The 23,544-nt window shown below is 67.7% G+C and carries 20 protein-coding genes; 6 read left to right on the plus strand and 14 right to left on the minus strand.

The window, feature by feature from the left end; all coding sequences use genetic code 11:
* Positions 1-16: 16 nt before the first annotated feature.
* On the minus strand, positions 17-1,420 hold the full coding sequence (gene aceF / locus PV764_RS14855) for a dihydrolipoyllysine-residue acetyltransferase (protein ID WP_421116963.1): 1,404 nt from the start codon (positions 1,418-1,420) through the stop codon (positions 17-19).
* Between the two features lie 200 nt (positions 1,421-1,620).
* Positions 1,621-2,142, minus strand: a complete 522-nt coding sequence (locus PV764_RS14860) for a DNA-deoxyinosine glycosylase (protein ID WP_421116964.1) — start codon at positions 2,140-2,142, stop codon at positions 1,621-1,623.
* 192 nt (positions 2,143-2,334) lie between these two features.
* Between PV764_RS14860 and PV764_RS14865 the strand changes: the two genes are divergently transcribed.
* The 3 genes from PV764_RS14865 (at position 2,335) to glpK (ending at position 6,157) form a co-directional block, all read left to right on the plus strand.
* Positions 2,335-2,967 (plus strand): OmpW/AlkL family protein, encoded by a 633-nt coding sequence (locus tag PV764_RS14865; protein WP_019183623.1) that lies wholly within the window; start codon positions 2,335-2,337, stop codon positions 2,965-2,967.
* 149 nt (positions 2,968-3,116) lie between these two features.
* On the plus strand, positions 3,117-4,610 hold the full coding sequence (gene glpD, locus PV764_RS14870; RefSeq protein ID WP_421116966.1) for a glycerol-3-phosphate dehydrogenase: 1,494 nt from the start codon (positions 3,117-3,119) through the stop codon (positions 4,608-4,610).
* Positions 4,611-4,657: 47 nt separating this feature from the next.
* A complete protein-coding gene (glpK, locus tag PV764_RS14875; protein ID WP_421116967.1) occupies positions 4,658-6,157 on the plus strand; it encodes a glycerol kinase GlpK in 1,500 nt (499 codons plus the stop codon).
* Positions 6,158-6,229: 72 nt separating this feature from the next.
* Here glpK and PV764_RS14880 read toward each other — a convergent pair whose 3' ends face one another.
* Both PV764_RS14880 and PV764_RS14885 read right to left on the minus strand, forming a co-directional pair.
* Positions 6,230-7,024: a MetQ/NlpA family ABC transporter substrate-binding protein gene (locus PV764_RS14880; RefSeq protein WP_070426001.1), complete on the minus strand. Its 795-nt coding sequence runs from the start codon at positions 7,022-7,024 to the stop codon at positions 6,230-6,232.
* A gap of 113 nt (positions 7,025-7,137) precedes the next feature.
* Positions 7,138-8,103 carry a helix-turn-helix transcriptional regulator gene (locus PV764_RS14885; RefSeq protein WP_019183619.1) on the minus strand — a complete coding sequence of 322 codons (966 nt, stop codon included), beginning with the start codon at positions 8,101-8,103 and terminating at the stop codon, positions 7,138-7,140.
* A 90-nt stretch (positions 8,104-8,193) separates the two neighbouring features.
* Between PV764_RS14885 and PV764_RS14890 the strand changes: the two genes are divergently transcribed.
* A complete protein-coding gene (locus PV764_RS14890; RefSeq protein ID WP_421116968.1) occupies positions 8,194-8,805 on the plus strand; it encodes a hypothetical protein in 612 nt (203 codons plus the stop codon).
* A 121-nt stretch (positions 8,806-8,926) separates the two neighbouring features.
* Complete coding sequence (locus PV764_RS14895; protein ID WP_019183617.1) at positions 8,927-9,703, plus strand: DUF481 domain-containing protein; 777 nt, start codon at positions 8,927-8,929, stop codon at positions 9,701-9,703.
* 102 nt (positions 9,704-9,805) lie between these two features.
* Here the strand turns inward: PV764_RS14895 and hemC are convergent, their stop codons facing one another.
* The 6 genes from hemC to PV764_RS14925 form a co-directional block, all read right to left on the minus strand.
* Positions 9,806-10,717 (minus strand): hydroxymethylbilane synthase, encoded by a 912-nt coding sequence (gene hemC, locus PV764_RS14900; RefSeq protein ID WP_421116969.1) that lies wholly within the window; start codon positions 10,715-10,717, stop codon positions 9,806-9,808.
* Positions 10,718-10,791: 74 nt separating this feature from the next.
* A complete protein-coding gene (locus tag PV764_RS14905) occupies positions 10,792-11,520 on the minus strand; it encodes a LytR/AlgR family response regulator transcription factor (protein WP_019183615.1) in 729 nt (242 codons plus the stop codon).
* A 10-nt stretch (positions 11,521-11,530) separates the two neighbouring features.
* Complete coding sequence (locus PV764_RS14910) at positions 11,531-12,577, minus strand: sensor histidine kinase (RefSeq protein WP_046273129.1); 1,047 nt, start codon at positions 12,575-12,577, stop codon at positions 11,531-11,533.
* A 4-nt stretch (positions 12,578-12,581) separates the two neighbouring features.
* Complete coding sequence (locus PV764_RS14915) at positions 12,582-13,247, minus strand: alpha/beta hydrolase (RefSeq protein WP_172838074.1); 666 nt, start codon at positions 13,245-13,247, stop codon at positions 12,582-12,584.
* Between the two features lie 75 nt (positions 13,248-13,322).
* Entirely contained in the window at positions 13,323-15,230 is a 1,908-nt protein-coding gene (gene mdoH, locus PV764_RS14920) for a glucans biosynthesis glucosyltransferase MdoH (protein WP_019183612.1), read from the minus strand.
* Positions 15,231-15,725: 495 nt separating this feature from the next.
* Entirely contained in the window at positions 15,726-15,905 is a 180-nt protein-coding gene (locus PV764_RS14925; protein ID WP_019183611.1) for a hypothetical protein, read from the minus strand.
* Between the two features lie 194 nt (positions 15,906-16,099).
* Between PV764_RS14925 and PV764_RS14930 the strand changes: the two genes are divergently transcribed.
* Entirely contained in the window at positions 16,100-16,489 is a 390-nt protein-coding gene (locus tag PV764_RS14930) for a DUF2628 domain-containing protein (protein ID WP_019183610.1), read from the plus strand.
* A gap of 60 nt (positions 16,490-16,549) precedes the next feature.
* Here the strand turns inward: PV764_RS14930 and arcD are convergent, their stop codons facing one another.
* The 4 genes from arcD to PV764_RS14950 form a co-directional block, all read right to left on the minus strand.
* Positions 16,550-17,974 (minus strand): arginine-ornithine antiporter, encoded by a 1,425-nt coding sequence (arcD, locus tag PV764_RS14935; RefSeq protein ID WP_421116970.1) that lies wholly within the window; start codon positions 17,972-17,974, stop codon positions 16,550-16,552.
* Positions 17,975-18,082: 108 nt separating this feature from the next.
* The gene (locus tag PV764_RS14940) at positions 18,083-20,683 is read right to left on the minus strand and encodes a methyl-accepting chemotaxis protein (protein ID WP_421116971.1); all 2,601 of its coding nucleotides are present in this window, start codon (positions 20,681-20,683) and stop codon (positions 18,083-18,085) included.
* Positions 20,684-20,928: 245 nt separating this feature from the next.
* A complete protein-coding gene (locus PV764_RS14945) occupies positions 20,929-22,395 on the minus strand; it encodes a SulP family inorganic anion transporter (RefSeq protein ID WP_019183607.1) in 1,467 nt (488 codons plus the stop codon).
* Positions 22,396-22,639: 244 nt separating this feature from the next.
* Positions 22,640-23,503 (minus strand): DMT family transporter, encoded by an 864-nt coding sequence (locus PV764_RS14950; protein WP_421116972.1) that lies wholly within the window; start codon positions 23,501-23,503, stop codon positions 22,640-22,642.
* Positions 23,504-23,544 lie beyond the last annotated feature (41 nt).

Here is a 23,544-nt window from a genome sequence, read left to right on the forward strand (position 1 = left end):
AGGACCAGGCCCTGCTTCACAGCAGGACGCGCCGCATGTCGGCCAGCACCTGCGAGAGGTAGGTGGTGAAGCGGGCGGCCAGTGCGCCATCGATGACGCGGTGGTCATAGCTCAGCGACAGCGGCAGCATCAGCTTCGGGGCGAATTCCTTGCCGTTCCAGACCGGCTGGATCGACGACTTGGACACGCCCAGAATGGCCACTTCCGGTGCATTGACGATCGGGGTGAACGCAGTGCCACCAATGCCGCCCAGCGAGCTGATCGAGAAGCAGCCACCGCTCATGTCCGCCGGGCCGAGCTTGCCATCACGCGCCTTCTTGGCCAGTTCGCCGGATTCCTGCGCGATCTGCACCACGCCCTTCTTGTCGACATCGCGGATCACCGGCACGACCAGGCCGCTCGGCGTATCGGCCGCGAAGCCGATGTTGAAGTACTTCTTCAGGGTCAGGTTCTCGCCGCTGGCATCCAGCGAAGCGTTGAACTCCGGGAACTTCTTCAGTGCCGCGGCGCTGGCCTTGACCAGGAAGGCGAGCATGGTCAGCTTGATGCCGGCCTTCTCGTTTTCCTTGTTCAGGGCCACGCGCAGGGCTTCCAGCTCGGTGATGTCAGCCTGCTCGAACTGGGTGACGTGCGGAATCATCGCCCAGTTGCGGGCCAGGTTCGCGCCCGAAATCTTCTTGATGCGCGACAGCGGCTGGACCTCGACCTCACCGAACTTGCTGAAGTCGACCTTCGGCCAGGCCAGCAGGTTCAGGCCGCCACCGGCCGCCACCGTGCCGCCAGCGGCGGCGGCGCCGCCGGCCAGGGCCGACTTGACGAACTTCTGCACGTCGGACTTGGTGATGCGGCCACCCTTCTCGGTGCCGCTCAGCTGGTTCAGGTCCACGCCCAGCTCGCGGGCGAACACGCGCACGGCCGGCGAGGCATAGGGCACCTTCTGCGGCAGCACGCTGTCGGCGTTGAAGGCGACCGGCGGGCTGGTCGGCGAGCCGCCCGACGGGGCAGCAGCGGCCGGGGCCGGCTGGGTCGGCTTGGCGGCGGACTGTTCGATGTCACGGGCGGCCAGCTTGTCCGGCTCGGCCGGGGCGGCGACGGGTTCGACCTTGGTCGCGGTCTCGGCCGCTTCGGTCTTGGCGGCCGGGGCCGGGGCAGCAGCAGCGGCCGGCGCGGCGGCCTCTTCGCTGACTTCGATCAGGGCCACGAGCTTGCCCTCGGAGAGGTTGTCGCCGACCTTGACCTTGATTTCCTTGACGATACCGGCCACCGAGGACGGCACTTCCATCGTGGCCTTGTCCGATTCCAGCGTCACCAGACCCTGGTCTTTCTTGACGGTATCTCCAACGGCGACCAGCACCTCGATTACCGGGATATCGCTGTAGTCACCGATATCGGGGACAAGTGCTTCCTTGATTTCGGCCATGGGGAAAACTCCGGCAATCTGGTGTAGGGAATCGCCTATTGTGGGGGTATCGCGCGCCAGCGCCAACCGGCTTGGCGAATTTTCCGCCCCCCTGTCCCGGGACAGGCTGTTGCAGGCATCTGCTTTGGCCGGATTCGGCTTGGCACAGTGCAAAGCGGAATTTTCCAGTCGGTACCGTATTGTCCGCCGCTGTCCCCGCCTCAGCGGCGCACGGCATCGAACAGCGGCTGCCACGCCTGCACCAGCCGGGGCAGCGGCCAGGCCGCATTGGCGGGGCTGGTGGAGGGCAGCGACCAGACCGGCAACGCCTGCGCCGGTCCGACAAGCGCGGGCGCGATGAACCGCTGGAACGCGCGGTAGGCGGTGCCGCCATTGCAGGCGATCGCGCACAGCGCGGGCAGCCCCTCGATCAGTGCGCCCAGCGCATTGGGGATTTCACTGCCACGCACGATCGACGCATCCAGGCTGCCGCGCCGTTCGCACTGCCCGATCACATCCCACACGCCCACGCCGGTCGCGTTCAATGCATGCATGCGATCGGGATAAGGAAGCGTTGCGTCGATCCCGCACAGCACGCCCATCAATGGCCAGAAACGATTGCGCGGATGCGCGTAGTACTGCGCGGCCTGCAGCGACGCCACGCCGGGCATCGAGCCGAGCACCAGCACGCGGCATCCTGCATTCAGCTGCGCAGGAAAGCCGATGCAGCGTGTTGTTTCCATCACACGGTCACCAGATGCATGAATGTCGGAGGTTGAATGATCGCCCGGAAATACAGCGGTTTCGCACTGATCGCTGAATGGAAACAACTAAAATTTAACGCGCGTCGGATGCGATTCATATTGCGGGGACTACGGTTGCCTCGCCCCACAACACCGGGGCCCAGAACAAAAACATCCTGAGGAGATTCCCCCATGCGCTCCATCCGTACTCTGACCCTGGCTACCCTGACTGCTCTTGCTTTTGCGCCGGCTGCTTTCGCGCAGGACAGCACCGTTGATACCGCGTCCGGCAAGCACTTCGCCGTGGTCGGCGGCGTCTCGCTGCTGCAGCCGAAGAACGACCCGCTGGACGGCGTGCGCAAGGTGGACGGTGGCCCGGCCCCGACCCTGAGCTTCAGCTACTACATCAACGACAACTGGGCCGTGGAACTGTGGGGCGCAGCGGACAAGTTCGACCACCGCGTGCGCGGCACCGATGGCGCCCGCCTGGGCACCGTCGAGCAGCAGCCGATCGCGCTGAGCGGCCAGTACCATTTCGGCCAGGCCGACAACGTGTTCCGTCCGTTTGTGGGCGCCGGTTACTACGAGTCCAACTTCAGCAATGAAGACCTCGCCAGCGACATCGGCCACATCGGTGTGAAGACCGCCAAGGGCGCGATCGGCACCGTCGGCGTGGACATGAACATCAACAGCACCTGGTTCGCCCGCGCCGATGCCCGCTACATGCATTCGCGCCCGGAACTGACCGTCAACGGCGAAGGCACCGGCGACAAGGCCAAGCTGGATCCGTGGACCGTGGGCTTCGGCATCGGCGCGCGCTTCTAAGCACGCCTCTTCCGCACCACGCAGTACGCACAACGGGCCCCTTGCGGGCCCGTTGTCGTTGTGGGGCCCGCTACTTTCATCGGGCGTTGCCGACCACTGCCCGACACTGGCCACCACGGCGGACCACGCCGATCCGCCCCGGGGCGCCGATGCGCGAGTCCTTCGACATGCTGGTGGTGGGCGGCGGCATCAATGGCGCCGGGATCGCACGGGATGCGGCCGGGCGCGGGCTCTCGGTATGTCTGTGCGAGCAGGATGACCTGGCCGCCCACACCTCCAGCGCCAGCACCAAGCTGATCCACGGTGGCCTGCGCTACCTGCAGCAGGGTGAAGTCGCGTTGGTGCGCAAGGCGCTCAACGAACGCGAAACGCTGCGCCAGCTCGCCCCGCACCTCATTGCCCCGACCACGTTCGTGCTGCCGCATGCGCGCCATCTGCGCCCGGCCTGGATGCTGCGTGCCGGCCTGTGGCTGTACGACCACCTGGGCCGCCCCAATCCGCATTTCCCGCCCTCGCAGCGCATCGACCTGCAACGCGATCCCCGCGGCGAGACGTTGCAGCCGGGCTACCGGACCGGCTTCACGTATGCGGACGCCCGCGTCAACGATGCCCGGCTGGTGGTGCTCAACGCACTGGATGCACACGAGCGCGGTGCCGATATCCGCACCCGCACCCGCTGCGAACAGTTGATCCGCCACCGCGACCACTGGTGGGCGGTGCTGCGTACGGCCAGCGGCGACGTGCAGCGCATCCGCGCCCGCTGCGTGGTCAACGCCAGCGGCCCCTGGGCCGGCACGGTGCTGCAGCGCGCGGGGCTGGATGCACCGCTCGGGCTGCGGCTCGTGCAGGGCAGCCACCTGGTGGTGCTGCGCCTGTTCGCACATGACAGCGCCTACCTGTTCCAGCAGCCCGACCAGCGCGTGGTGTTCGCGATCCCGTTCGAGCAGGACTTCACCCTGATCGGCACCACCGACACCGATTACGACGGTGATCCGGCGTGGGTCAAACCGCGCGCGGAGGAGCAGGCCTATCTGCTTGATGCGGTGAACCGGTTCCTGCGCGTGCCGGTCGAGGCCGAAGACATCGTCTGGCGCTACAGCGGCGTGCGCCCGCTGCTGGCCGATCATCATCGCGCTGCATCGCAGGTCACCCGCGATTACCGGCTGGAGCTGGACACCGCCGGCGCCCCGCTGCTGAGCGTGCTGGGCGGCAAACTCACCACGTATCGCGCATTGGCCGAGGAAGCGCTTGGGCGCCTGTCTCCCTCGCTGCCGGCGACGGGACCGGCCTGGACGGCCGGCGGGCCACCGCTGCCCGGTGGCGACGGTGGCAACGCGGTACAGGTGGCTGAGACCCTGCAGCGCGATCATCCTCACCTGCCCCCTGCCCTGCTCCAGCGCCTGGCCGCCAGCTACGGCACGCGCGCAAGCGGCCTGCTTGCCGGCGCCCAGACACGCGACGCATTGGGCCAGGACCATGGCGGCGGCCTGCACGAGCGCGAGCTGGACTACCTGATCACGCACGAATGGGTACGCACCGCCGAGGACGTGCTGTGGCGCCGCAGCCATCTCGGCCTGCGGCTGGACGCTGCACAGCGCGAGGCCCTGGCGGCCACCGTGCAGGCGCGCGTTTCGATGCCGTAGGCTGTATGTCTGTCACGCCTCACGGCATCGATTCCACGGAGCAGACCATGGACAAGCACTACGTGCTCGCCATCGACCAGGGCACGACCAGTTCGCGCGCCATGCTGTTTGATCGTGCCGGGCGCATCGCCGGCAGCGCGCAGCGCGAGTTCACCCAGATCTTCCCCCAGCCGGGCTGGGTCGAGCACGATCCGCGCGAGATCCTGACCAGCGTCTACACCACGATCACCGAACTGTTGAACCGCCACCAGGTGGACCCGCGCACGATCGCCGGGATCGGCATCACCAACCAGCGCGAGACCACCGTGGTCTGGGACAAGGCCACCGGCCAGCCGATCCACAACGCGGTGGTATGGCAGTCGCGGCAGAGCCATGCGATCTGCGAGCAGCTCAAGGCCGATGGCCACGAGCCGCTGATCCGGCGCAGGACCGGGCTGCTGATCGATGCCTATTTTTCCGCGACCAAGATCCGCTGGATCCTCGATCACGTCGAGGGCGCGCAGGCACGTGCCGAACGCGGCGAGCTGCTGTTCGGCACCATCGACAGCTGGCTGATCTGGAACCTCAGTGGCGGCCAGGCGCACGTCACCGACGTGACCAATGCCGCGCGCACGCTGCTGTTCGATATCCATGCGCTGCAGTGGGACGATGAGCTGCTGGCGCTGTTCAACATTCCGCGCGCGATGCTGCCGCAGGTCCGCAGCTCCAGCGAGGTGTATGCCACCACCCAGGCGCAGTTCTTTTTCGACCAGCACCTGCCCATCGCCGGCATCGCAGGGGATCAGCAGGCCGCGCTGTTCGGCCAGGCCTGCTTCGAGCCGGGCATGGCCAAGAACACCTACGGCACCGGCTGTTTCATGCTGATGAACACCGGCGACAAGGCGGTGGTATCCGAGAACGGGCTGCTCACCACCATCGCCTGGGGCATCGATGGCCGCGTGGAATACGCACTGGAAGGCTCGATCTTCGTCGCCGGCTCGGTGGTGCAGTGGCTGCGCGATGGGCTGCGCATGTTCGGCAAATCCAGCGATTGCCAGGCGTACGCCGAGCGGGCCGCTGACAACGGTGGCGTGTACCTGGTGCCGGCGTTCGTGGGACTGGGCGCACCGTACTGGCGCAGCGATGTGCGTGGCGCGATGTTCGGCCTGACCCGCGGCACCACCAAGGAACACTTCATCCGCGCGGCGGTGGAATCCATGGCGTACCAGACCCGCGATGTGCTGGCGGCGATGCAGGCCGATGCGGGCATCGAGCTGAAGGAACTGCGCGCCGATGGCGGTGCGATCGCCAATGACTTCATGGCGCAGTTCCAGAGCGACATCCTGGGCGTGCCGGTGCTGCGCCCGCAGGTGGCCGAGACCACCGCGCTGGGCGCCGCGTATCTGGCCGGGCTGGCCACGGGCTTCTGGAGCAGCCGGGCGGAGATCGCCGAACAGTGGGCGGTGGACCGCCGCTTCACCCCGCAGATGCCGGCGGATCAGCGCGAGGCGCTGTACCGCGGCTGGCAGCAGGCGGTTGACGCGACGATGGGCTTCCGCGTGGGGTGACGCCCGCGTCGGCGATCATTGGCGCGCGGGCGCGGCCAGCCACGCATGGCGTGGCGCTACCGTGGGTGCCGGTCAGAATGCCGGGAGGACCGCACCCTTGTACTTCTCGGCGATGAAGGCCTTCACTTCCGGGCCGGTCAGGGCCTTGGCCAGCTGCTGTACGCGGGCATCGTCCTTGTTGTCCGGGCGGGCAACGAGGAAGTTCACGTACGGCGAATCCTTGCTTTCGATCGCCAGCGCATCCTGGGTCGGGTTGAGCCCGGCATCCAGCGCGTAGTTGGTGTTGATCAGGGCCAGATCGACCTGGTCCAGCACGCGCGGCAGCATCGCCGAGTCCAGCTCGCGGAACTTGAGCTGCTTCGGGTTGGCGGTGATGTCGCGCTGGGTCGCCAACGCATTGGTCGGGTCCTTGAGCGTGATCACGCCGGCCTTGTGCAGCAGGATCAGCGCGCGGCTGTTGTTGCTCGGGTCGTTGGGGATCACCACGTCGGCGCCGTTGGGCAGCGCATCGAGCGATTTGAATCGGCGCGAGTACGCACCGAAGGGCTCGATATGCACGCCGATCACCTTGACCAGGTCGGTCTTGCGGTCGCGGTTGTAGGCGTCCAGGTAGGGCTCGGTCTGGAAGTAGTTCACGTCGACCTGCTTCTGCACCAGCTGGTCATTGGGCTGCACGTAATCGTTGAACACGCGCACCTCCAGGGTCAGCCCCTCCTTCTCCAGGATCGGCTTGACCACGGCCAGGATCTCGGCGTGCGGCACCGCGGTGGCCGCGACCACCAGCTTCTGGGAATCATGGGCCGGCTTGCCACAGGCGGACAGGGCCAGCGAGGCGGCAAGCAACGGGAGCAGCAGGTACTTTTTCATGGGGGCAGCGGAATCCGTAGGGGCAGCAACGCCCCACGATACCGCACGCCCCGGCCCTTGCGGAATCCGGGGCATATGACCCCACGGCATGAGCCGATGCCGGCCGGGCCGGCTTACTCGTAGCTGGTCAGCGCCAGGGCCAGCAGGGCCTTGGCCTGTTCGCGCAGCATGACCGGCTCGACGATCTCCGCGTCCGAGCCGTAGTGCAGCACGTCCATCAGCAGCTCACGCGAGACGCTGTAGGGCAGTTTCAGCTCGTAGCGGCCATCGGGCAGGAAACGGCCCTGCTGCTTGGAATGCCAATGCTCATCGGCCACCCAGCGTGCGGCCTTGGCACTGAAGACGATCGTGGCCCAGCCCTTGGGCGGCCCGGAGAAGATGCCGTAGCTGGCGCCCAGCTGCTCGTCCAGCTCGCTCTCATCCACATCGCGCGCGGTGGTATCGATCACGCGGGCCTTGTAGATGCGGTCCACGGCGAAGCTGCGCAGGCCTTCGCGGCCGTGGTCCCACGCATCCAGGTACCAGTTGTCGCGATAGTGGGTCATGCGCTGCGGCGACACGGTGCGCTGGGTCGCCTCGTCGGTGGAGCGGGCCCGGTACTCGAAGGCCAGCTGCTTGCGCTCCAGCACCGCCGAGGCCACCGCGCGGAAGCTGGCCTCATCGAATTTGCGCCCGCGGTGCGGAATGACCCGGACCCGGTCGACCGGCCAGCTGGAGACACCGGCCTGCGCCGCCAGCAGCCCTTCGATGCGCTGCTGCAGCGGGGCCAGCACCGAGGACAACACGCCGCCGCCCGTACGCGAGAGCAGGTGCTGGGAGGCCAGCAGCGCGTGCAGCTCTTCCGAGCTCAGCCACAAGCCGGGCAGCTCGAAGCGGTCGCTTTCGTCGGCCTGGTAGCGGAAGCCCGCCTCGCCATCGCCTTCCACCGGCGCCATCAGCGCATCGCGCAGGAAGGCCAGGTCGCGGTAGACAGTCGCGCGGGAACACTCCAGTTTTTCCTGCAGGGCCGCCACCGTTACCGGGTAACGGGCGGACTTGAGCAGGCGATGCAGGGCGTTGATGCGTTCATATCGGTCCATGACCCGATTATGTCCGAGTCGCCGTCGTTGTGGCGGCTTCGGCTGCATCTTCGGCTATCGTGGGGCCCCCATCGCCTGCTGCCGCCCGTCATGCGCCTGTTGCCCGCCCTTGCCCTGTCCGCCGCCGCCCTGCTGCTCAGCGGCTGTGGGCGCACTGAAACGCCCGTGGCTGCGGTGCCTGCCGCGTCCGCACCGGCCGCCGACCCGGTCGGCACGGTGCTGGCCGCCAGCCAGCGCTTCGGCCAGCTGCGCAGCTTCCATGCGGTGATGAAGATGCAGGGCCCGAGCGCGGTGGAGGCACAGATGGACTATGTGGCCCCGGACCGCTACCGCCTCGTCACCGAGGATGGTCCGCAGACCATCATCGGCGGCACCTTCTTCCTGCAGCGTGCCGGCGAAGTGCGCCAGATCCCGGTGCCCGAAGGGATGCTGGCCCAGTGGCGCAATCCGTTGCCCGCTGATCTGGAGCCGGCGCAGCTGCAGGTGCGCGACCTCGGCGAAGAACGCGCCGGCGGCCAGCGCGCACACAAATACGAGGTGCGCCACGCGACTGCAGCGCCCGATGGCCTGCTGTACTGGGTCAATGCGCAGGGCCTGCCGGTGCAGATCGAGCGCAAGGGCCAGACCAACGGGCAGCCGTTCCGGATCACCGTGACCTACTCGCGCTTCGACGACGCCTCGCTGCGGATCGATATTCCCTGAACAGGGGCGAGGCCGAACGGGTCCTAAAGCCCCGGCCCATCGCCGAATGTGACGTGGAACGCATCAAGTATCATCCCCCCCTTGTTGTCCCTCCCCCTTGTCCGATCACGGAGAACCGTTGATGTCCCTGCGCGTTTCGTTGCTTGTTCCCCTGCTGCTCTGCGCCCCGGCGGTTTATGCACAGGACGTTGCCGAACTGGCGGCGATGACCTCCCCCTGGAGCGGCAGTGGCGGCGAACTGGGCTTTGCCTCGGCCCGCGGCAACAGCAATACCGAGAGCTTCAACGGTCGTCTGCGCCTGCGCTACACCGATGATGACTGGGTGCACAGCATGGACCTGTTCGGCCTGCGCTCGCGCTCGGAGTACACCGATACCAACGACGACGGCACCACCATCCGCCGCCGCAACACCACCGCCAACCGCTACACCGGCAGCGCCGGCAGCGCGCTGCAGCTGGGCGAACACCGCCAGATCACCGCCACGGTGCGTTACGAGCGCGACGATTTCGCCACCTACGACCGCCAGAGCTCGTTCGGTCTCGGTTACGGCACCCGGATCATCGACGCCGAGCGCTTCTACATGGACGCGCAGATCGGTCCGGGTGTGCGCCGCACCCACAACACCGAAGACGACTCGACCCGTACCGGCCTGATCGGCCGCGGCCTGTTCGATCTCAAGTACACGCTGACCCCGAACACCGACCTGGTGAACACGCTGCTGGTCGAATCGGGCTCGTACAACACCTTCGCGCAGAACGATTTCGGCGTATCGGTGAGCATGAACGAGCATCTGGCGCTGAAGGCCGGCTGGCAGGCGCGTCATAACAGCGACGTCGCCGATGACAAGCGCAAGACCGACACGCTGACCACGATGAACGTGGTCTACAAGTTCAAGTAATCGCTGCGGGCGCCGGTGCGCCCGCCATGGTGACGTAGTGCCGGCCGCTGGCCGGCTACCCGGGAACCTTGCGCGACCTGGATTGCCGGCCAGTGGCGGGCACTACACCGCGAGCAGTTCCCCGGCGCCGGCATCGAGCAGGCCGCGCGCGACGCGCTGGCCCAGCGTTTCCGGGTCACTGGCCGGGCCACGCGCCTGGGCACGCACGATGCGGCCATCGGCAACACCGCCGACCAGGCCCTGCAGGAACAGATTCTCCCCTTCCCACTGCGCGAACCCCGCTACCGGCACATGGCAGCTGCCGTGCAGCGCGCGGTTCATGGCGCGCTCGGCTTCCACGCAGGCACGCGTGTCGGCATCGTCCAGCGCAGCGAACAGGCCCATCACCGCCGCGTCCTCGCCGTTGCACTCCACCGTGACCGCGCCCTGCGCCGGGGCCGGCAACCAGTCCGGGGCGGCCAGGCGCGCCACGATGCGGTGGCCCAGGCCCAGGCGTTCCAGCCCGGCGACCGCCAGCACGATCGCGTCGTAGCCGCCGTTGTCGAGCTTGGCCAGGCGCGTGTTGACGTTGCCGCGCAGGTCCTGCAGCTCCAGATCCGGGCGCAGCGCGCGCAGCTGGGCCTGGCGGCGCAGCGACGAGGTGCCCACCCGGGCGCCGATCGGCAATGCCCCCAGCGAGGCGTACAGATTTGAAATGAACCCGTCGGCCGCGTCATGACGGGTCAGCATGGCTGGCAGCGCGAAGGGCGCGTCCAGTTCCATCGGCACGTCCTTGAGCGAGTGCACGGCGCAATCCGCTTCGCCACGCAGCATCGCCAGTTCCAGTTCCTTGAGGAACAGGCCCTTGCCGCCGATCGCCGCCAGCGAGCGGTCCAGCACCTCATCGCCGCGGGTGCTCATCGGAATCAGCACCACCTCCAGCCCCGGGTGCGCCTGGCGCAGGCGGTCGGCGACGTATTCGCTCTGCCACAGGGCAAGCGGGCTCTTTCGGGTGGCGATGCGCAGGGTCTTCATGGCGCCATTATCGACGCACGGAGGCATATCGACCAACGGTGAGCGCCTGCCGGGCCCGATGGGATCCCCGTGGCCTACAGGTGTTTGAGGTCCTGCTTGAGGCTGGCCACGCAGCGGCGGCTGACTTCCAGCGGCCCGTGGCCATGGCGCAGCACTGCCTGGACCTGGCCTGCGCCATTTCGTCGCAGCTCCACCAGTTCGTGCCGGGCGACCAGGCAATTGCGGTGGATGCGCACGAATCGGGTGCCGAATTCCTCTTCCAGCGACTTCAGCGATTCTTCCAGCAGGTCTTCGCCGCGCGCGTGGTGCACGACGACGTATTTCTCTTCGGCCTGCAGGTAATGGATGTCCTCGACCGGGATCAGCCGCAAGCTGCCGCGCAGGCGCGCGCACAGCAGCGTGCGCGCCTGCTGGCTGGCGGCGGTCGCCGGTCCGCTGCGGCCGGCCAGGAAGGTCCGCGCCCGTTCAAGGGCGGCAGCCAGGCGCTCGGGGCGCACCGGCTTCATCAGGTAATCGATGGCCGCCGCTTCGAACGCGGACAGCGCATGCGCGTCGTACGCGGTGCAGAACACCACGGCCGGGCGGGGTTCGAAGGTGGCCAGATGGCGTGCGGCCTCCAGCCCATCCAGGCCGGGCATGGCGATATCGAGCAGGACCAGGTCCGGTTGCAGTTCGGCGCAGGCATGCAGCGCCTGTTCGCCGTTCTCGGCCTCGGCCACCACCTCGATGCCGGCCTGGTCGGCAAGCAGGGAGCGCAGGCGCTCGCGGGCCAGCGGTTCGTCGTCGGCGATCACCACCTTCAAGACAGTTTCCTCACTGGACCGGGACCGTGATTTCGCAAGCATAGTAGCCGTCGGCCCACGCCCCCGTCATCCGCGCGGCCGGGCCGAAGCGCCAGGCCAGGCGGTGGGCGATGTTGCGTTGTGCGTGGCCTGCGCCCTGCAGCAGCGGCAGCCCGCGGGTGGCCGGATCCGGCGCCGGGTTGCGCACCCGGATGCGCAGCTGGGTGCCGTCGCTGGACAGCGCCAGCACGATCGTGCCGCCGGCAGGCACCCGTGAGATGCCGTGCAGCACCGCGTTCTCGACCAGCGGTTGCAGCACCAGCCGCGGCATCGGCAACGACCATGGCAACGGCTCGTCGCGCAGCCAGATCACCTTCAGGCGTTCGCCCAGGCGCAGCGATTCGATCGACAGATACTGCTCGGCCAGTTCGCACTCGGCCTGCAGGGTGGAGTCGCCATCGCCGGCACCCAGCGCGGCACGGAACAGGTCGGACAAGTCCAGGACCGCGCGCTCGGCCACGTCCGGATCGCGGCGCAGCAGGCTGGCGATCAGGTTCATGCTGTTGAAGAGGAAATGCGGCCGGATCCGCGCCTGCAGCGCATCGGCCTGGGCCCGTGCATTGGCCAGCATCTGCGCGCTGCCACGATCACTGACGTAGAAGTAGCGCAGCGCCAGTGCGCTGATCAATGCGGTCATCGCCGCGCTGCCCAGCGTGAACCGCCAGAAGCCGACGGTCTGGGCGAAGCTGCCGCCGCCGATCACCCCGTACAACGCATGCACGATCGCCGCGCACGCGCCGGCGATCAGGCCGGTCATCACCACCACCAGCACCATGCCCGGCACCTCGGGCAGGCGCGAGAGCATGGCGCGCACGCTGCACAGGCTGACCGTCACTGCCAGCGCCAGCCACAACGCGAAGCCGCTGGCGGACAGGAAGTCCGGCAGCGTCCAGTGGCGGCTGCCATCGGGTGCCAGCGCCACCACCACGACCACCAGCTCGGCCAACCCGAGCATCGCCGCCAGTCGCGGCAGGCGGCACAGCTCGGGCAACCAGGACTGCTGGCGCGGGTCGTTCATGGCGTCAGGCGGCCAAGCGCGCCTCGAGCCAGTTGCCCAGTGCGTCGAGCTCGTCGGCACAGACCTGGTGGGCCATCGTATAGGTGTGCCACTCCACCGGCAGGCCGAGCGCGCCCAGCGTCTGTGCGGTGTGCTCGGCGATCGCCACCGGAATCACCGGATCCTGCGTGCCATGGGCCATGAACACCGGCACGCTGATTGCGCCGGCCACGCGCGCGGCCGCAGCCTTGGCCGGGTCGGGCAGATAGGTCGACAGCGCGATCAGCCCGGCCAGCGGACGGGTGCGGCGCAGCAGTGCGCTGAGGATCACCGCCCCGCCCTGGGAGAAGCCGGCCAGCAGGATGCGCTCGGCCGGAATGCCGCGGGCGATCTCGCGCTCGATCAGCAGTTCCAGTTCCACGATCGAGGCATCCACGCCGGCGCTGTCGGCACGCGAGCGGAAATCCATGCTGACGATGTCGTACCACGCGCGCATCGGCACGCCGTTGTTGATCGTGATCGGCTGCACCGGCGCATGCGGGAACACGAAGCGGATCGCCGGCCAGTGCGGGCGCACCAGTTCTGGCACGATCGGGGCGAAGTCATGGCCATCGGCACCCAGGCCATGCAGCCACAGCACCGACCACTGCGGGTCGGCGCCGGTTTCGTTTTCCACGGTATCCAGCATCAGGCGGCTCCAGTACGTTCAAGCCGCATTATGACCGCGCCCCGCTGCAATGGGGCGCTGATCGCGGCAACGCAGGGCTCAGCCGGCCGGGTGCGCCTCGGCAGCCGCACGGCGCAGTTCGGCCGCGCGCACCAGCACCTTGGGCGGTGCCGATTCTTCCGGGATTTCCATCAGGCCCAGCCGGTGCATCCACACGCCGGCGGTGCGCGAGGAGGTGAAGCCCACCACCGGAATCGCCAGCACCATGCCGATCACCACCGGCGCCATCCACGCCGCCAGCGAGGGCGAGACCGCATAGGCCAGTGCCCCCATGAACAGACCGAACACGCTCAGCCCGCCATAGCCACGTGCCAGTGCCAGCCAGGACACTCCGCCATCGTCGCGCTGCTGCGCATCCCAGCCCGAGTCCTTGCCGGCCAGCACTTCGGCCACGCCGCGCGACTGCACGTACATCACCACCGGCGCCATCAGCGCGGCAAGGATCGTCTCCAGCAGCATCGAGATGAAGGCGCGGATCGTGCCACCGCAGCCGCGGCGTTCCACCGGCTCCAGCAGCATGGCCAGATAGCCCAGTACCTTGGGCGAGAGCAGCACCACCATGGTGATCGCGAACATGCGGATCACCTGCGTCTCGTCCTGGTGGCGCCAGTAAACGCCCGGCGAGAGATGCAGCACTTCATTGAGGTCGATGCCGCCCTGGAACAGCGGGATCGCGATGCCGATCAACATCAGCATGGCCCACATCGGCGCGGTGAAGTAGTGACCGATGCCGACCAGCATGTGCATGCGGCTGACCCAGTGCAGCCCCTTGGAGCCGACCACCTTGGCGTGCTGCAGGTTGCCCTGGCACCAGCGGCGGTCACGGACCAGCAGGTCGGTGAGGGTCGGCGGGCCTTCCTCATAGCTGCCTTTGAGGTACGGCACCATGTGGGTGGCCCAGCCGCCCCGGCGCATCAGCGCGGCTTCGACGAAATCGTGGCTGAGCACATGCCCGCCAAACGGCTCCTTGCCCGGCAGCGACGGCAGGCCGGCCTGCTCGGCGAAGGCCTGGGTGCGGATGATCGCGTTGTGACCCCAGTAGTTGCTCTCCGCTCCATGCCACCACGCCACGCCGCGGCCGATCACCGGGCCGTAGACGCGCCCGCCGAACTGCTGCATGCGGGCAAACAGGGTGCGCCCGCCGACCACCGCCGGCAGGGTCTGGATCAGCCCGACATCCGGGTTGTGCTCCATCCCTGCGACCAGGCGCACGATGGTGTCGCCGGTCATCAGGCTGTCGGCGTCCAGGATCAGCATCTGCGGGTAGGCGCCGCCGAAGCGGCGGACCCAATCGGCGATGTTGCCGGCCTTGCGCCCGCTGTTGTCGCCGCGGCGACGGTAGAAGATGCGGTCATGGCCGCCCACGGCATCGCACAGGGCGCGGTAGGCCGCTTCTTCGGCCTGCCCGATGTCATCGCGCCGGGTGTCGCTGAGCACGTAGAAATCGAAGTTCGCCAGCTGCCCGGTCTCGGCCACTGACTCGTAGATCGCCTGCAGGCCGGCCAGCAGCCGGCGCGGATCTTCGTTGTAGGTGGGCATCAGCAGCGCGGTGCGCGTGTGCACGGTCGGCAGCGGTGCGTCCGGGTCGATGCCCAGCTTGTAGCCCCGATCGAACACGGCGGTCAGGAAGCCCGCCACGGCGCCGGCGAACGACAGTGCGATCCACGCGAACAGGCCCACGAACAGCACCAGCAGGCAGGCCTCGAGCACGCTGATGCCGTTGACGGCCAGCACCTTCCACATCATCCGGCTCGCTGCGGCGGTCATCGCCGCGGTGCCGCCCAGGATGTAGAAACGGCGCAGCCCGATCATCCGCGGCGAGGTGCGCTGGCGTGGCACCTGCAGCCGGCCTTCGCGCAGCGACTGCTCGGGCATCGGCAACGGCGACTCGGCCGGCAACGTCGCCCGGCCGGCATCCAGCGGGGCGTTGAGGGTCTGGGTACTCATGCGCGGTGTCCCTGTGCAGGGCGTGCCAGGCCGGGGGTGCCAAGTGCGGAAGGGGGCGTCCTGAGCCCGGCGTGCGCGCTGGCACGCATGCGTCCTGTCGGTGCGGGCCGGAGACCGGCACGCAGCGTATGTCTGTGACTACCGGAACCCACGAACTCTCCAAACCGACTTGAGACGAAAAATGCGGCTCAGTCTATGGCGCGAAATGTAAGGTGCGCGCGAAGGGCTGACCGGGCATTTCTCCGCATTCAGCTTTTGGATCGAGACAAGTGGAGCGCCCCGCACAGGCACCGCCGCGCAGGCCCTGTGCCATGGGCCTCTGCCCATTCATCTTGCGCCCGGCCAGTCCAGGCCACGCACGGCGATGGACACCGGTCCAGCGGCCCCGGTGCGGGACCGGATGGGCCGATGTTGCGCGGTTTTCCATCCCGTGGGCGGGGGAGCGGGCGTGCGTTTGGACGACCGGCCGCACCGGCGTGCGGTGGCGCGTTGGGCTCAGGCGACGGTGGCGGCGATGGCCAGGTCGGTGTCGACCGGCGGGCGCGACAGCGCACGCGCGCTCACTTGCGAGAACTGCAGCTGGGCAAGCAGGTGTTGCGCCTGGGTGGCGACCGGGCACGGCGTGATCTGCGGTCCTGCCACAGGGCGCTCGGGGGACATCACATCAATGGACATGGTCTGGCATCTCGTTGACTTCTCATGACCCGCGGGGCTTCCGGCCGCGCGGATTGCGCACCCTATCGGAAAACCGGGACGAATGTGTGACGGTGCCCGCAGTCCCTTCCATGCGTCGCCGGAAGCGTCGAAAAATTGGCGCCAATCAAGAGCTTGTCGGTATCATGTAATCGTTTTCAATAAACGATTCGGATATGGATTCCAACACTGCTTCCCCCTACAGCCCCAAGTGGCAGTTCCGCTTCAACTTCTTCGAACAGCACGGCGCCCCCAATACGCCGACCTTCAAGGCGGCGTACAAGACGCTGCCGTTCGGCCAGAAGATCAAGGTCAACTTCAACTTCTACGCCCTGTTCTTCAGCTGGATCTACCTGCTGATCGTGGGCATGTGGCGCAAGGCGCTGACCATCCTGGGCATCACTCTGGTGCTGATGGTCGTCGTGGCGTTCCTGCCGGACGTGGTCGGCCGTGCGATCGGGGTGGCCTGGTCGGTGTTGATCGCGCTGACCACCAACTATTCGTACTACCTGGAAAAAGTGAAGGGCGACACCAGCTGGAACCCCTTCGCCGGCATGCGCTGGTAAGCAGCGCGCAGGCGTGGATGAAGAGCCCGGTCATGGACCGGGCTTTTTTGTGGGGCACTCTCACGCCAGGTGCAGATGGCCCTGGTACAGACCCCACGCCGCCCAGCCGGCAACGACGATCACGCCCGCCACGATGACCTGCTCGGCCCGGGTGAATATCCGCTGCCCATGCTGGTGCTTGGCGGCGGCGAACATGGCGATGCCAGGCGCATACAGCAGTACCGACAGCAGCACCTGGGACAGCCCGCCGGCATAGACCAGCCACAGCGCGTACAGCGTTGCCAGCCCGGCCACCAGCAGATCGCGGGCCCGCAGCCCGCGCTGCCCGGCATAGGTTTCCCCGCGCAGTGCGAGCAGGGCGCCGTAACCGGCCGAGAACAGATACGGCACCAGGCTCATCGACGCGCCCAGCAGCACCAGGCTGGTATAGGTGCCGGCACTGAACAGCGTGATGATCAGAAACAGCTGGATCAGCCCGTTGGTGAGCCACAGCGCATTGGCCGGCACCTGGCGCGCGTTCTCACGCCCGAGGAAGGCCGGCATCGTGCCATCCCCCGCCGCTGCGTACAGAACTTCGGCGCACAGCAGTACCCACGCCAGCAACGCCCCCAGCACCGAGACGATCATGCCGATGATGATCAAGGTGGCGCCCCAGGGCCCGACGATGGCTTCCAGCACGAAGGCCATCGAGGGGTTGCGTGCATGGGCCAGGGCGTCCTGGCGCAGCACGCCCATCGAGAGCAGATTGACCAGCATCAGCAGCGCAAGCACGCACAGGAATCCGATGATGGTCGCGCGCCCGACATCCGAGCGCCTGGCCGCACGCCGCGAGTAGATGCTGGCGCCCTCGATGCCGATGAACACCCACACCGTGATCAGCATCATGCCGCGCAGCTGTTCGCCCACGCTGCCAAGTTCTGCCGTGCCCCAGAAGTCGCCGGTGAAGATATCGGCCTTGAAACCGACCGCGGCGATGATGAGGAACACCACGATCGGCACGATCTTGGCCACGGTGACGACGGCATTGACCAGCGCGGCCTGGCGGATGCCGCGCAGGATCATTGCGTGCATCGACCACAGCAGCACGGACGCACACGCCACCGCCTGCCAGGTATTGCCCTCACCGAAGGCCGGCACGAAATAGCCCAGGCCACTGAAGATCAGCACGAAATAGCTGACGTTGCCCAGCAGCGAACAGACCCAGTAGCCCCAGGCTGCCGAGAAGCCGATGTAATCGCCGAACCCGGCCCGCGCGTACGCGTAGATGCCGGTATCCAGCTCGGGCTTGCGGTTGGCCAGGTTCTGGAACACGAAGGCCAGCATCAACATGCCCAGCCCGCTGATCATCCAGCCGATCAATGCCACGCCCGGGCCGGCGCTGCGCGCGATGTTCTGCGGCAGCGAGAAGATGCCGGCACCGATCATCGACCCGACCACCAGGGCAGTCAGCGCGGTCAGGCCAAGCCGATCGGAACGGGAGGTCATGTGCTCACCATGCCTGCAAAGGATAGCGCCGATTACCAATGCAGCGCGGTGAGCATCCGGTGAATCACGCGACCCGGCGCGCCATGGGATGTGGCACGCCGGGCAGGATCAGAAGGTCTGCCAGTCGTCCCCGTCTCCGGCCACGGCCGCTGCCGGCATCCGCGCGGTGCTGCGCGCGGGCGCGATCCGGCGTGCGGATGTGCTGGCCGCGCCAGCACTGGACTGCAGGCGGAAGATCGCCACCGCAGTACCCAGCTGCTGGGCCTGCTCCTCCATCGCACGCGCCGCCGCCGTGGCTTCCTCCACCAGCGCGGCATTCTGCTGTGTGGTCTCGTCCATCTGGGTGATGGTCTGGTTGACCTGCTCGATGCCGGCAGACTGCTCTTTCGAGGCGGCCGAGATCTCGGCCATGATGTCGTTGACCCGACGCACGCCGGTGACGATCTCCTCCATCGTGCGGCCGGCGGTCTGCACCAGTGCCGAGCCCGCACTGACCTGGGTCACCGAGTCGTCGATCAACGTCTTGATCTCCTTGGCGGCGCCCGCCGAGCGCTGGGCCAGCGCGCGCACTTCCGTGGCCACCACCGCGAAACCACGGCCCTGCTCGCCGGCCCGGGCTGCTTCGACGGCGGCGTTCAAGGCCAGGATGTTGGTCTGGAAGGCAATGCCGTCGATGACCGAGATGATCTCGGCGATACGCTTGGACGAGGCCTCGATGCCGGCCATGGTGGTCACCACCTGGCCGACCACCACACCGCCCTGCGAGGCCACCTCGGCAGCACCGGCGGCGAGCTGGTTGGCCTGCACCGCATGGTCCGCGTTCTGCCGGACCGTGGAGGTGAGCTCCTCCATAGAGGCGGCGGTCTCTTCCAGGCTGGCGGCCTGCTGCTCGGTGCGGCGCGACAGATCGCTGTTGCCCGCGGCGATCTCACCGGCGGCCAGGTTGATGCTGCCGGTGGCCTGCTGGATGCGGCCGACGATATCGGTCAGCTGCGCGACCGTGGTATCGGCGTCGTCACGCATCCGGGCGAACACGCCATGGAACTCACCGCGCATGCGTGCCGTGAGATCACCCGCTGCGATGGCGCGCAGCAGCGCGGAAATCTGCTGCAGATTGTCATCATTGACCTGCATCATCGTGTTGAGGTTTTCGACCATGGCGCGGAAGTCGTGGTCGAAGCGCACCACGTCACCACGCTGGCTGAAATCGCCCACCGCCGCCGCGCCGGCCAGGTCCCCGATCTGGGTATTGATGGCGCGCAGGTTGGCCTTGGTGGTATCCATCGCTGCGGTAAAGGCGGCCTGCTCGCCGGGCAGGCGGTCCATGTCCTGGCTCAGGTCACCGACCGCGTAGCGCTGCATCACCTCGACCAGACGGCGCGTGACCGCGATGTTTGCGCCAACCAGCTGATTGGTGTCTTCCACCATCTTGCCGTACTCGCCGGGGAAGGCCTGCGCGTCCATGCGGTAGCTCAACTCACCGGCGTCGTGGCGCTGGGCCATCTCGCCCTGCGCCGCCATCACGGCGCGCAGCTGGCTGCGCATGCGCTGCATCGATTCGAGCAGGCGCCCGACTTCGTCGTTGCGCGCGGGCGGCAGCGGCGTGTCCAGACGGCCTTCGGCCACCTCGGCAGACAGGCGGACCGCATCGGCCAGCGGACGGATCGCCTGGCGGCGCAGCAGCACGTACACGCTGCCGCTGAGCACCAGCGCCGCGCCCAGGCCAACGGCGAGAATGATCCACAGCAGCGCACGTGCCTGCGCGGTGATCAGCGCGTGCGGCACGATCACACCGAGCGCGAAATGCTCCTGGCTGCCACCGATGCGCAGCGGCACATAGGCCTTTACGTTGCCGGCCGCATCCGGTTCGAAGGCATCGAAGGTCTTGTCCGCCTTCACCGCGGCCAACACCTGCGTGGTCACCGCATCCTCGCGACGCTTGCCGATCTCGTTCGGGTCCTCCGCAGCCAGCACGATGCCGCCGGGCGAGATCAGTTCAACGTGACCCTCGCCCATCGGGCGCAACGCGGCCAGGTGCTTCTGCAGTGCGGCCAGCGCGAAATCCACCGTCACCACGCCGAGGAAGGTGCCGTCATCGATCACCGGGGTGGACAGCGTGGTCATCAGCACCTTCTGGCCGCCAATTTCGTAGGTATAAGGCTCGGCGACCGTCTGCCGCTTCAACTCCTTTGGCTTGAGATACCAGTCGCCGTCGCCGGGCACGTCGTAGCCCTTCAGCGCATCCTGCATCGGCGCACCGTCGTGCCAGGCCCAGTAGCTCATGAACCGGCCGGTGTCATCGTGTGCCTCGGCACCGACGAACTCGGTGTCCTTGCCATCGAAGGCTTCCGGCTCCCACAGCGTGCCGAACCCGACCCACTCCGGGTGTACCTGCACCTGCTGGTGGATCACGGCGGCGACCGTCGCCCGTGACAGCGTACCCGCGGCGCGCTGCACCAGCAGGTTCTGCGCCAGCGCCTGGCTGGTGGCGAAGGCGCTGGAGAGATCACCACTCACCCGCAGCGCTTCGGCCTGGGCCTCGCTCTGCATGGTGTGGCGTGAGGCATCGACCAGCGACGCGCTGGCTTCGCGATAGCTGATGGCGGCGGTGACACCGAAGCAGAGCATGGCGATCAACGCAGTACCCAGCATCAGTCGGTTGGCGATGCTGCCAGGGCGCTTGGACGCGGTGGGGTGGGACACGGGCATGGGGGGCGGTTCCGGAAAAAGGGCATACCGGCGGACGCACGCGTGCGCCGCCACGGAAACACGCAGTCCATTGCGGGCCGGCACGCGCGCGGTGTCATCACGGCGCGGCCAGCAGGGATCGATGCCACCGCCCTGCTCTGTGGAGATACCACCTGCCGGCACCCTGACGGCGCCGGCCCAGAGAAGGGACTCAGCTGGATAACGGCGTGATCGGCCCGATGTTTAGCGCCGCTTCCTGACCGTGTTCAGTGAACGCCCGCGCCGCGCTCGCCACGCCCCAGCCGCTCCACCAGCGTCTGGCTGGCGGCATTGAGTCCGATCATCTCCACGCTGGCGCCACGCGCGCGCAGCTTGCCGGTCACCCGCTCCAGTGCACCGACCGCACTGAGATCCCAGAAGTGCGCGTTGCTCAGATCGATGACCACGTGCTCGGGCACATGCAGCAGATCGAAGGCCGCCGCGAACTGCCCGGCCGAGGCGAAGAACACCTGCCCGCGGACCGTGTAGACACGGCTGCCGTCGGCGGCTTCGGCATCGGCGATGTCCAGCATCCGGCCGACCTTGCGGGCAAAGAACAGCGCCGACAGCAGCACCCCGGTGAGCACGCCCTTGGCCAGGTCATGCGTGGCAACCGTCACGATCACCGTGCCCAGCATCACCAGCGAGGAGCTCTTGGGATGCAGCCGGAACTCGGCGAACGAGCGCCAATGGAAGGTGCCGATGCTGACCATGATCATCACCGCGACCAGCGCGGCCATCGGAATCTGCCGGACCCACTCCGCGCCGTAGACCACCAGCAGCAGCAACAGCACGCCGGCCACCAGGCAGGACAACCGCCCGCGGCCCCCGGATGAGACGTTGATCACCGACTGGCCGATCATGGCGCAGCCGCCCATGCCGCCGAACAGCCCGGCCGTGATGTTGGCCAGGCCCTGGCCGGCACACTCGCGGTTGCGCTGGCTGGGCGTGTCGGTCATGTCTTCCACGATCTGCGCGGTCATCATCGATTCCAGCAGGCCCACCACCGCCAGCGTGGCCGAGACCGGCAGCAGGATGCGCAGCGTTTCCCAGGTGAGCGGCACGTCCGGCAGCAGGAAGGCCGGCAGGCTGTCCGGCAGCGCACCCATGTCGCCCACGGTGCGGATGTCCAGGCCGAGCCAGATGGACAGTGCGGTCAACACCACGATCGCTACCAGCGGCGAGGGCACTGCCCGGGTCAACAGCGGCAGCAGGTAGATGATCGCCAGGCCCGCCGCGCACACGGCATACACCGTCCATGGCATCCCGATCAATTCGGGCAGCTGCGCCAGGAAAATCAGGATCGCCAGTGCGTTGACGAAGCCGGTGATCACCGAGCGCGAGACGAAGCGCATCAAGGCGCCGAGTTTCAGCGCGCCCGCGACGATCTGCAGCAGCCCGGCCAGGATCGTCGCGGCCAGCAGGTACTGCAGGCCGTGATCGCGCACCAGATCGACCATCACCAGCGCCATCGCGCCGGTGGCCGCGGAGATCATGCCCGGTCGCCCCCCGGCGATGGCGGTGACCACCGCGATGCAGAACGAGGCGTACAGGCCGACCTTGGGGTCGACCCCGGCGATGATGGAGAAGGCGATCGCCTCGGGAATCAGCGCGAGGGCGACCACCGCGCCGGACAGCAGATCACCGCGGATATTGCCGAGCCATTGCTGGCGCAGCGGATAGGAAACAGACATGGACGAACTCCGCGCACCGGCGATCCGCGCGGCGCGTTGTGTGATGAAGACAAAGCACTCCCTGAGCCAGCGCAAGGGCCGGCGCGTCGTCAACGCGGTATCAGGGTGGCGTCATCACAAGGGTCCTGCCGGGGCAGCGAAAGCGGCGCGCAGGATAACGCAGTCGCCGGGTGGCCTCAAACGCGGCGGGGCGATGCCTGCCACGCCACCTCCGTGGATCAGCGGCACCGGCGACCGACCCGGGTCAGCGCGCGAAGCGGCGCGCACCGGCCACGCAGGTCACCGCGCACATCGTCACGACGAGCATCGCCCAGCTCACGGTTTCATGCAGCAGCAGCGCCGCCAGCACCAGTCCGAAAAACGGCTGCAGCAACTGCAGCTGGCCAACCGCGGCGATCCCTCCCTGGGCCAGCCCGCGGTACCAGAACATGAAACCGACCAGCATGCTGAAGACCGCCACGTAGGCCAGGCCGAACCACGCCGGCGCGTCCACGGCCGCCAGGGACGAGGGCCAGCGCAGGGCCACCAGCGGCAGCATCAACGGCAAGGACAGCACCAGGGCCCAGCTGATGACCTGCCAGCCCCCCACCGTGCGCGACAGTCGCGCACCTTCGGCATAGCCCAGTCCACAGACCAGCACCGCCGCCAGCATCAACAGGTCGCCCTGCAGGGAGGCGGCAATTCCCGTCGACAGCGCGTAGCCCACCACCACCGCACTGCCGAGCACTGAGAACAACCAGAACCCCCGACGCATCCGCTCACCGCCGCGCAGCACACCAAACAGCGCGGTGCTCAACGGCAGCAACCCGAGAAACACGATCGAGTGAGCCGAAGACACGTGCTGCAAGGCCAAGGCCGTGAGCAACGGGAACCCGACGACGACGCCAAGGGCGACCACCAGCAAGGGCGCCAACGATGCGCGCGTGGGCCGCGGCTGACGCAGGGCGAGCAGCAGCATGCCGCCGAGCACCGCCGCGATGCTGGCGCGGGCGGCGGTCAGAAAGAGGGGGTCCAGCTGCAGTACCGCGATCCGCGTGGCCGGCAGCGAGCCGGCGAAGATCACCACACCGATGAAACCGTTGATCCAGCCGCGGGTTGCGTTGTCCATGCCGACATCCTTGAGGGGCGGCCAGTGGACCACGGCGGCGC

Origin of the sequence: Stenotrophomonas sp. AS1 (assembly GCF_048957655.1) — a bacterium.
GTDB lineage: Bacteria > Pseudomonadota > Gammaproteobacteria > Xanthomonadales > Xanthomonadaceae > Stenotrophomonas > Stenotrophomonas bentonitica_A.

Excerpts from the sequence above, each read along its gene's own strand:
- arcD (WP_421116970.1), bottom strand. The coding sequence starts at position 17,974 with ATGACCTCCCGTTCCGATCGGCTTGGCCTGACCGCGCTGACTGCCCTG.
- PV764_RS14880 (WP_070426001.1), bottom strand. The coding sequence starts at position 7,024 with ATGAAAAAGTACCTGCTGCTCCCGTTGCTTGCCGCCTCGCTGGCCCTG.
- PV764_RS14945 (WP_019183607.1), bottom strand. The coding sequence starts at position 22,395 with ATGTCTGTTTCCTATCCGCTGCGCCAGCAATGGCTCGGCAATATCCGC.
- PV764_RS14890 (WP_421116968.1), top strand. The coding sequence starts at position 8,194 with ATGCGCCTGTTGCCCGCCCTTGCCCTGTCCGCCGCCGCCCTGCTGCTC.
- PV764_RS14925 (WP_019183611.1), bottom strand. The coding sequence starts at position 15,905 with ATGTCCATTGATGTGATGTCCCCCGAGCGCCCTGTGGCAGGACCGCAG.
- aceF (WP_421116963.1), bottom strand. The coding sequence starts at position 1,420 with ATGGCCGAAATCAAGGAAGCACTTGTCCCCGATATCGGTGACTACAGC.
- mdoH (WP_019183612.1), bottom strand. The coding sequence starts at position 15,230 with ATGAGTACCCAGACCCTCAACGCCCCGCTGGATGCCGGCCGGGCGACG.
- PV764_RS14940 (WP_421116971.1), bottom strand. The coding sequence starts at position 20,683 with ATGCCCGTGTCCCACCCCACCGCGTCCAAGCGCCCTGGCAGCATCGCC.
- PV764_RS14860 (WP_421116964.1), bottom strand. The coding sequence starts at position 2,142 with ATGGAAACAACACGCTGCATCGGCTTTCCTGCGCAGCTGAATGCAGGA.
- glpD (WP_421116966.1), top strand. The coding sequence starts at position 3,117 with ATGCGCGAGTCCTTCGACATGCTGGTGGTGGGCGGCGGCATCAATGGC.
- hemC (WP_421116969.1), bottom strand. The coding sequence starts at position 10,717 with ATGAAGACCCTGCGCATCGCCACCCGAAAGAGCCCGCTTGCCCTGTGG.
- PV764_RS14910 (WP_046273129.1), bottom strand. The coding sequence starts at position 12,577 with ATGAACGACCCGCGCCAGCAGTCCTGGTTGCCCGAGCTGTGCCGCCTG.
- PV764_RS14950 (WP_421116972.1), bottom strand. The coding sequence starts at position 23,503 with ATGGACAACGCAACCCGCGGCTGGATCAACGGTTTCATCGGTGTGGTG.
- PV764_RS14865 (WP_019183623.1), top strand. The coding sequence starts at position 2,335 with ATGCGCTCCATCCGTACTCTGACCCTGGCTACCCTGACTGCTCTTGCT.
- glpK (WP_421116967.1), top strand. The coding sequence starts at position 4,658 with ATGGACAAGCACTACGTGCTCGCCATCGACCAGGGCACGACCAGTTCG.
- PV764_RS14895 (WP_019183617.1), top strand. The coding sequence starts at position 8,927 with ATGTCCCTGCGCGTTTCGTTGCTTGTTCCCCTGCTGCTCTGCGCCCCG.
- PV764_RS14885 (WP_019183619.1), bottom strand. The coding sequence starts at position 8,103 with ATGGACCGATATGAACGCATCAACGCCCTGCATCGCCTGCTCAAGTCC.
- PV764_RS14930 (WP_019183610.1), top strand. The coding sequence starts at position 16,100 with ATGGATTCCAACACTGCTTCCCCCTACAGCCCCAAGTGGCAGTTCCGC.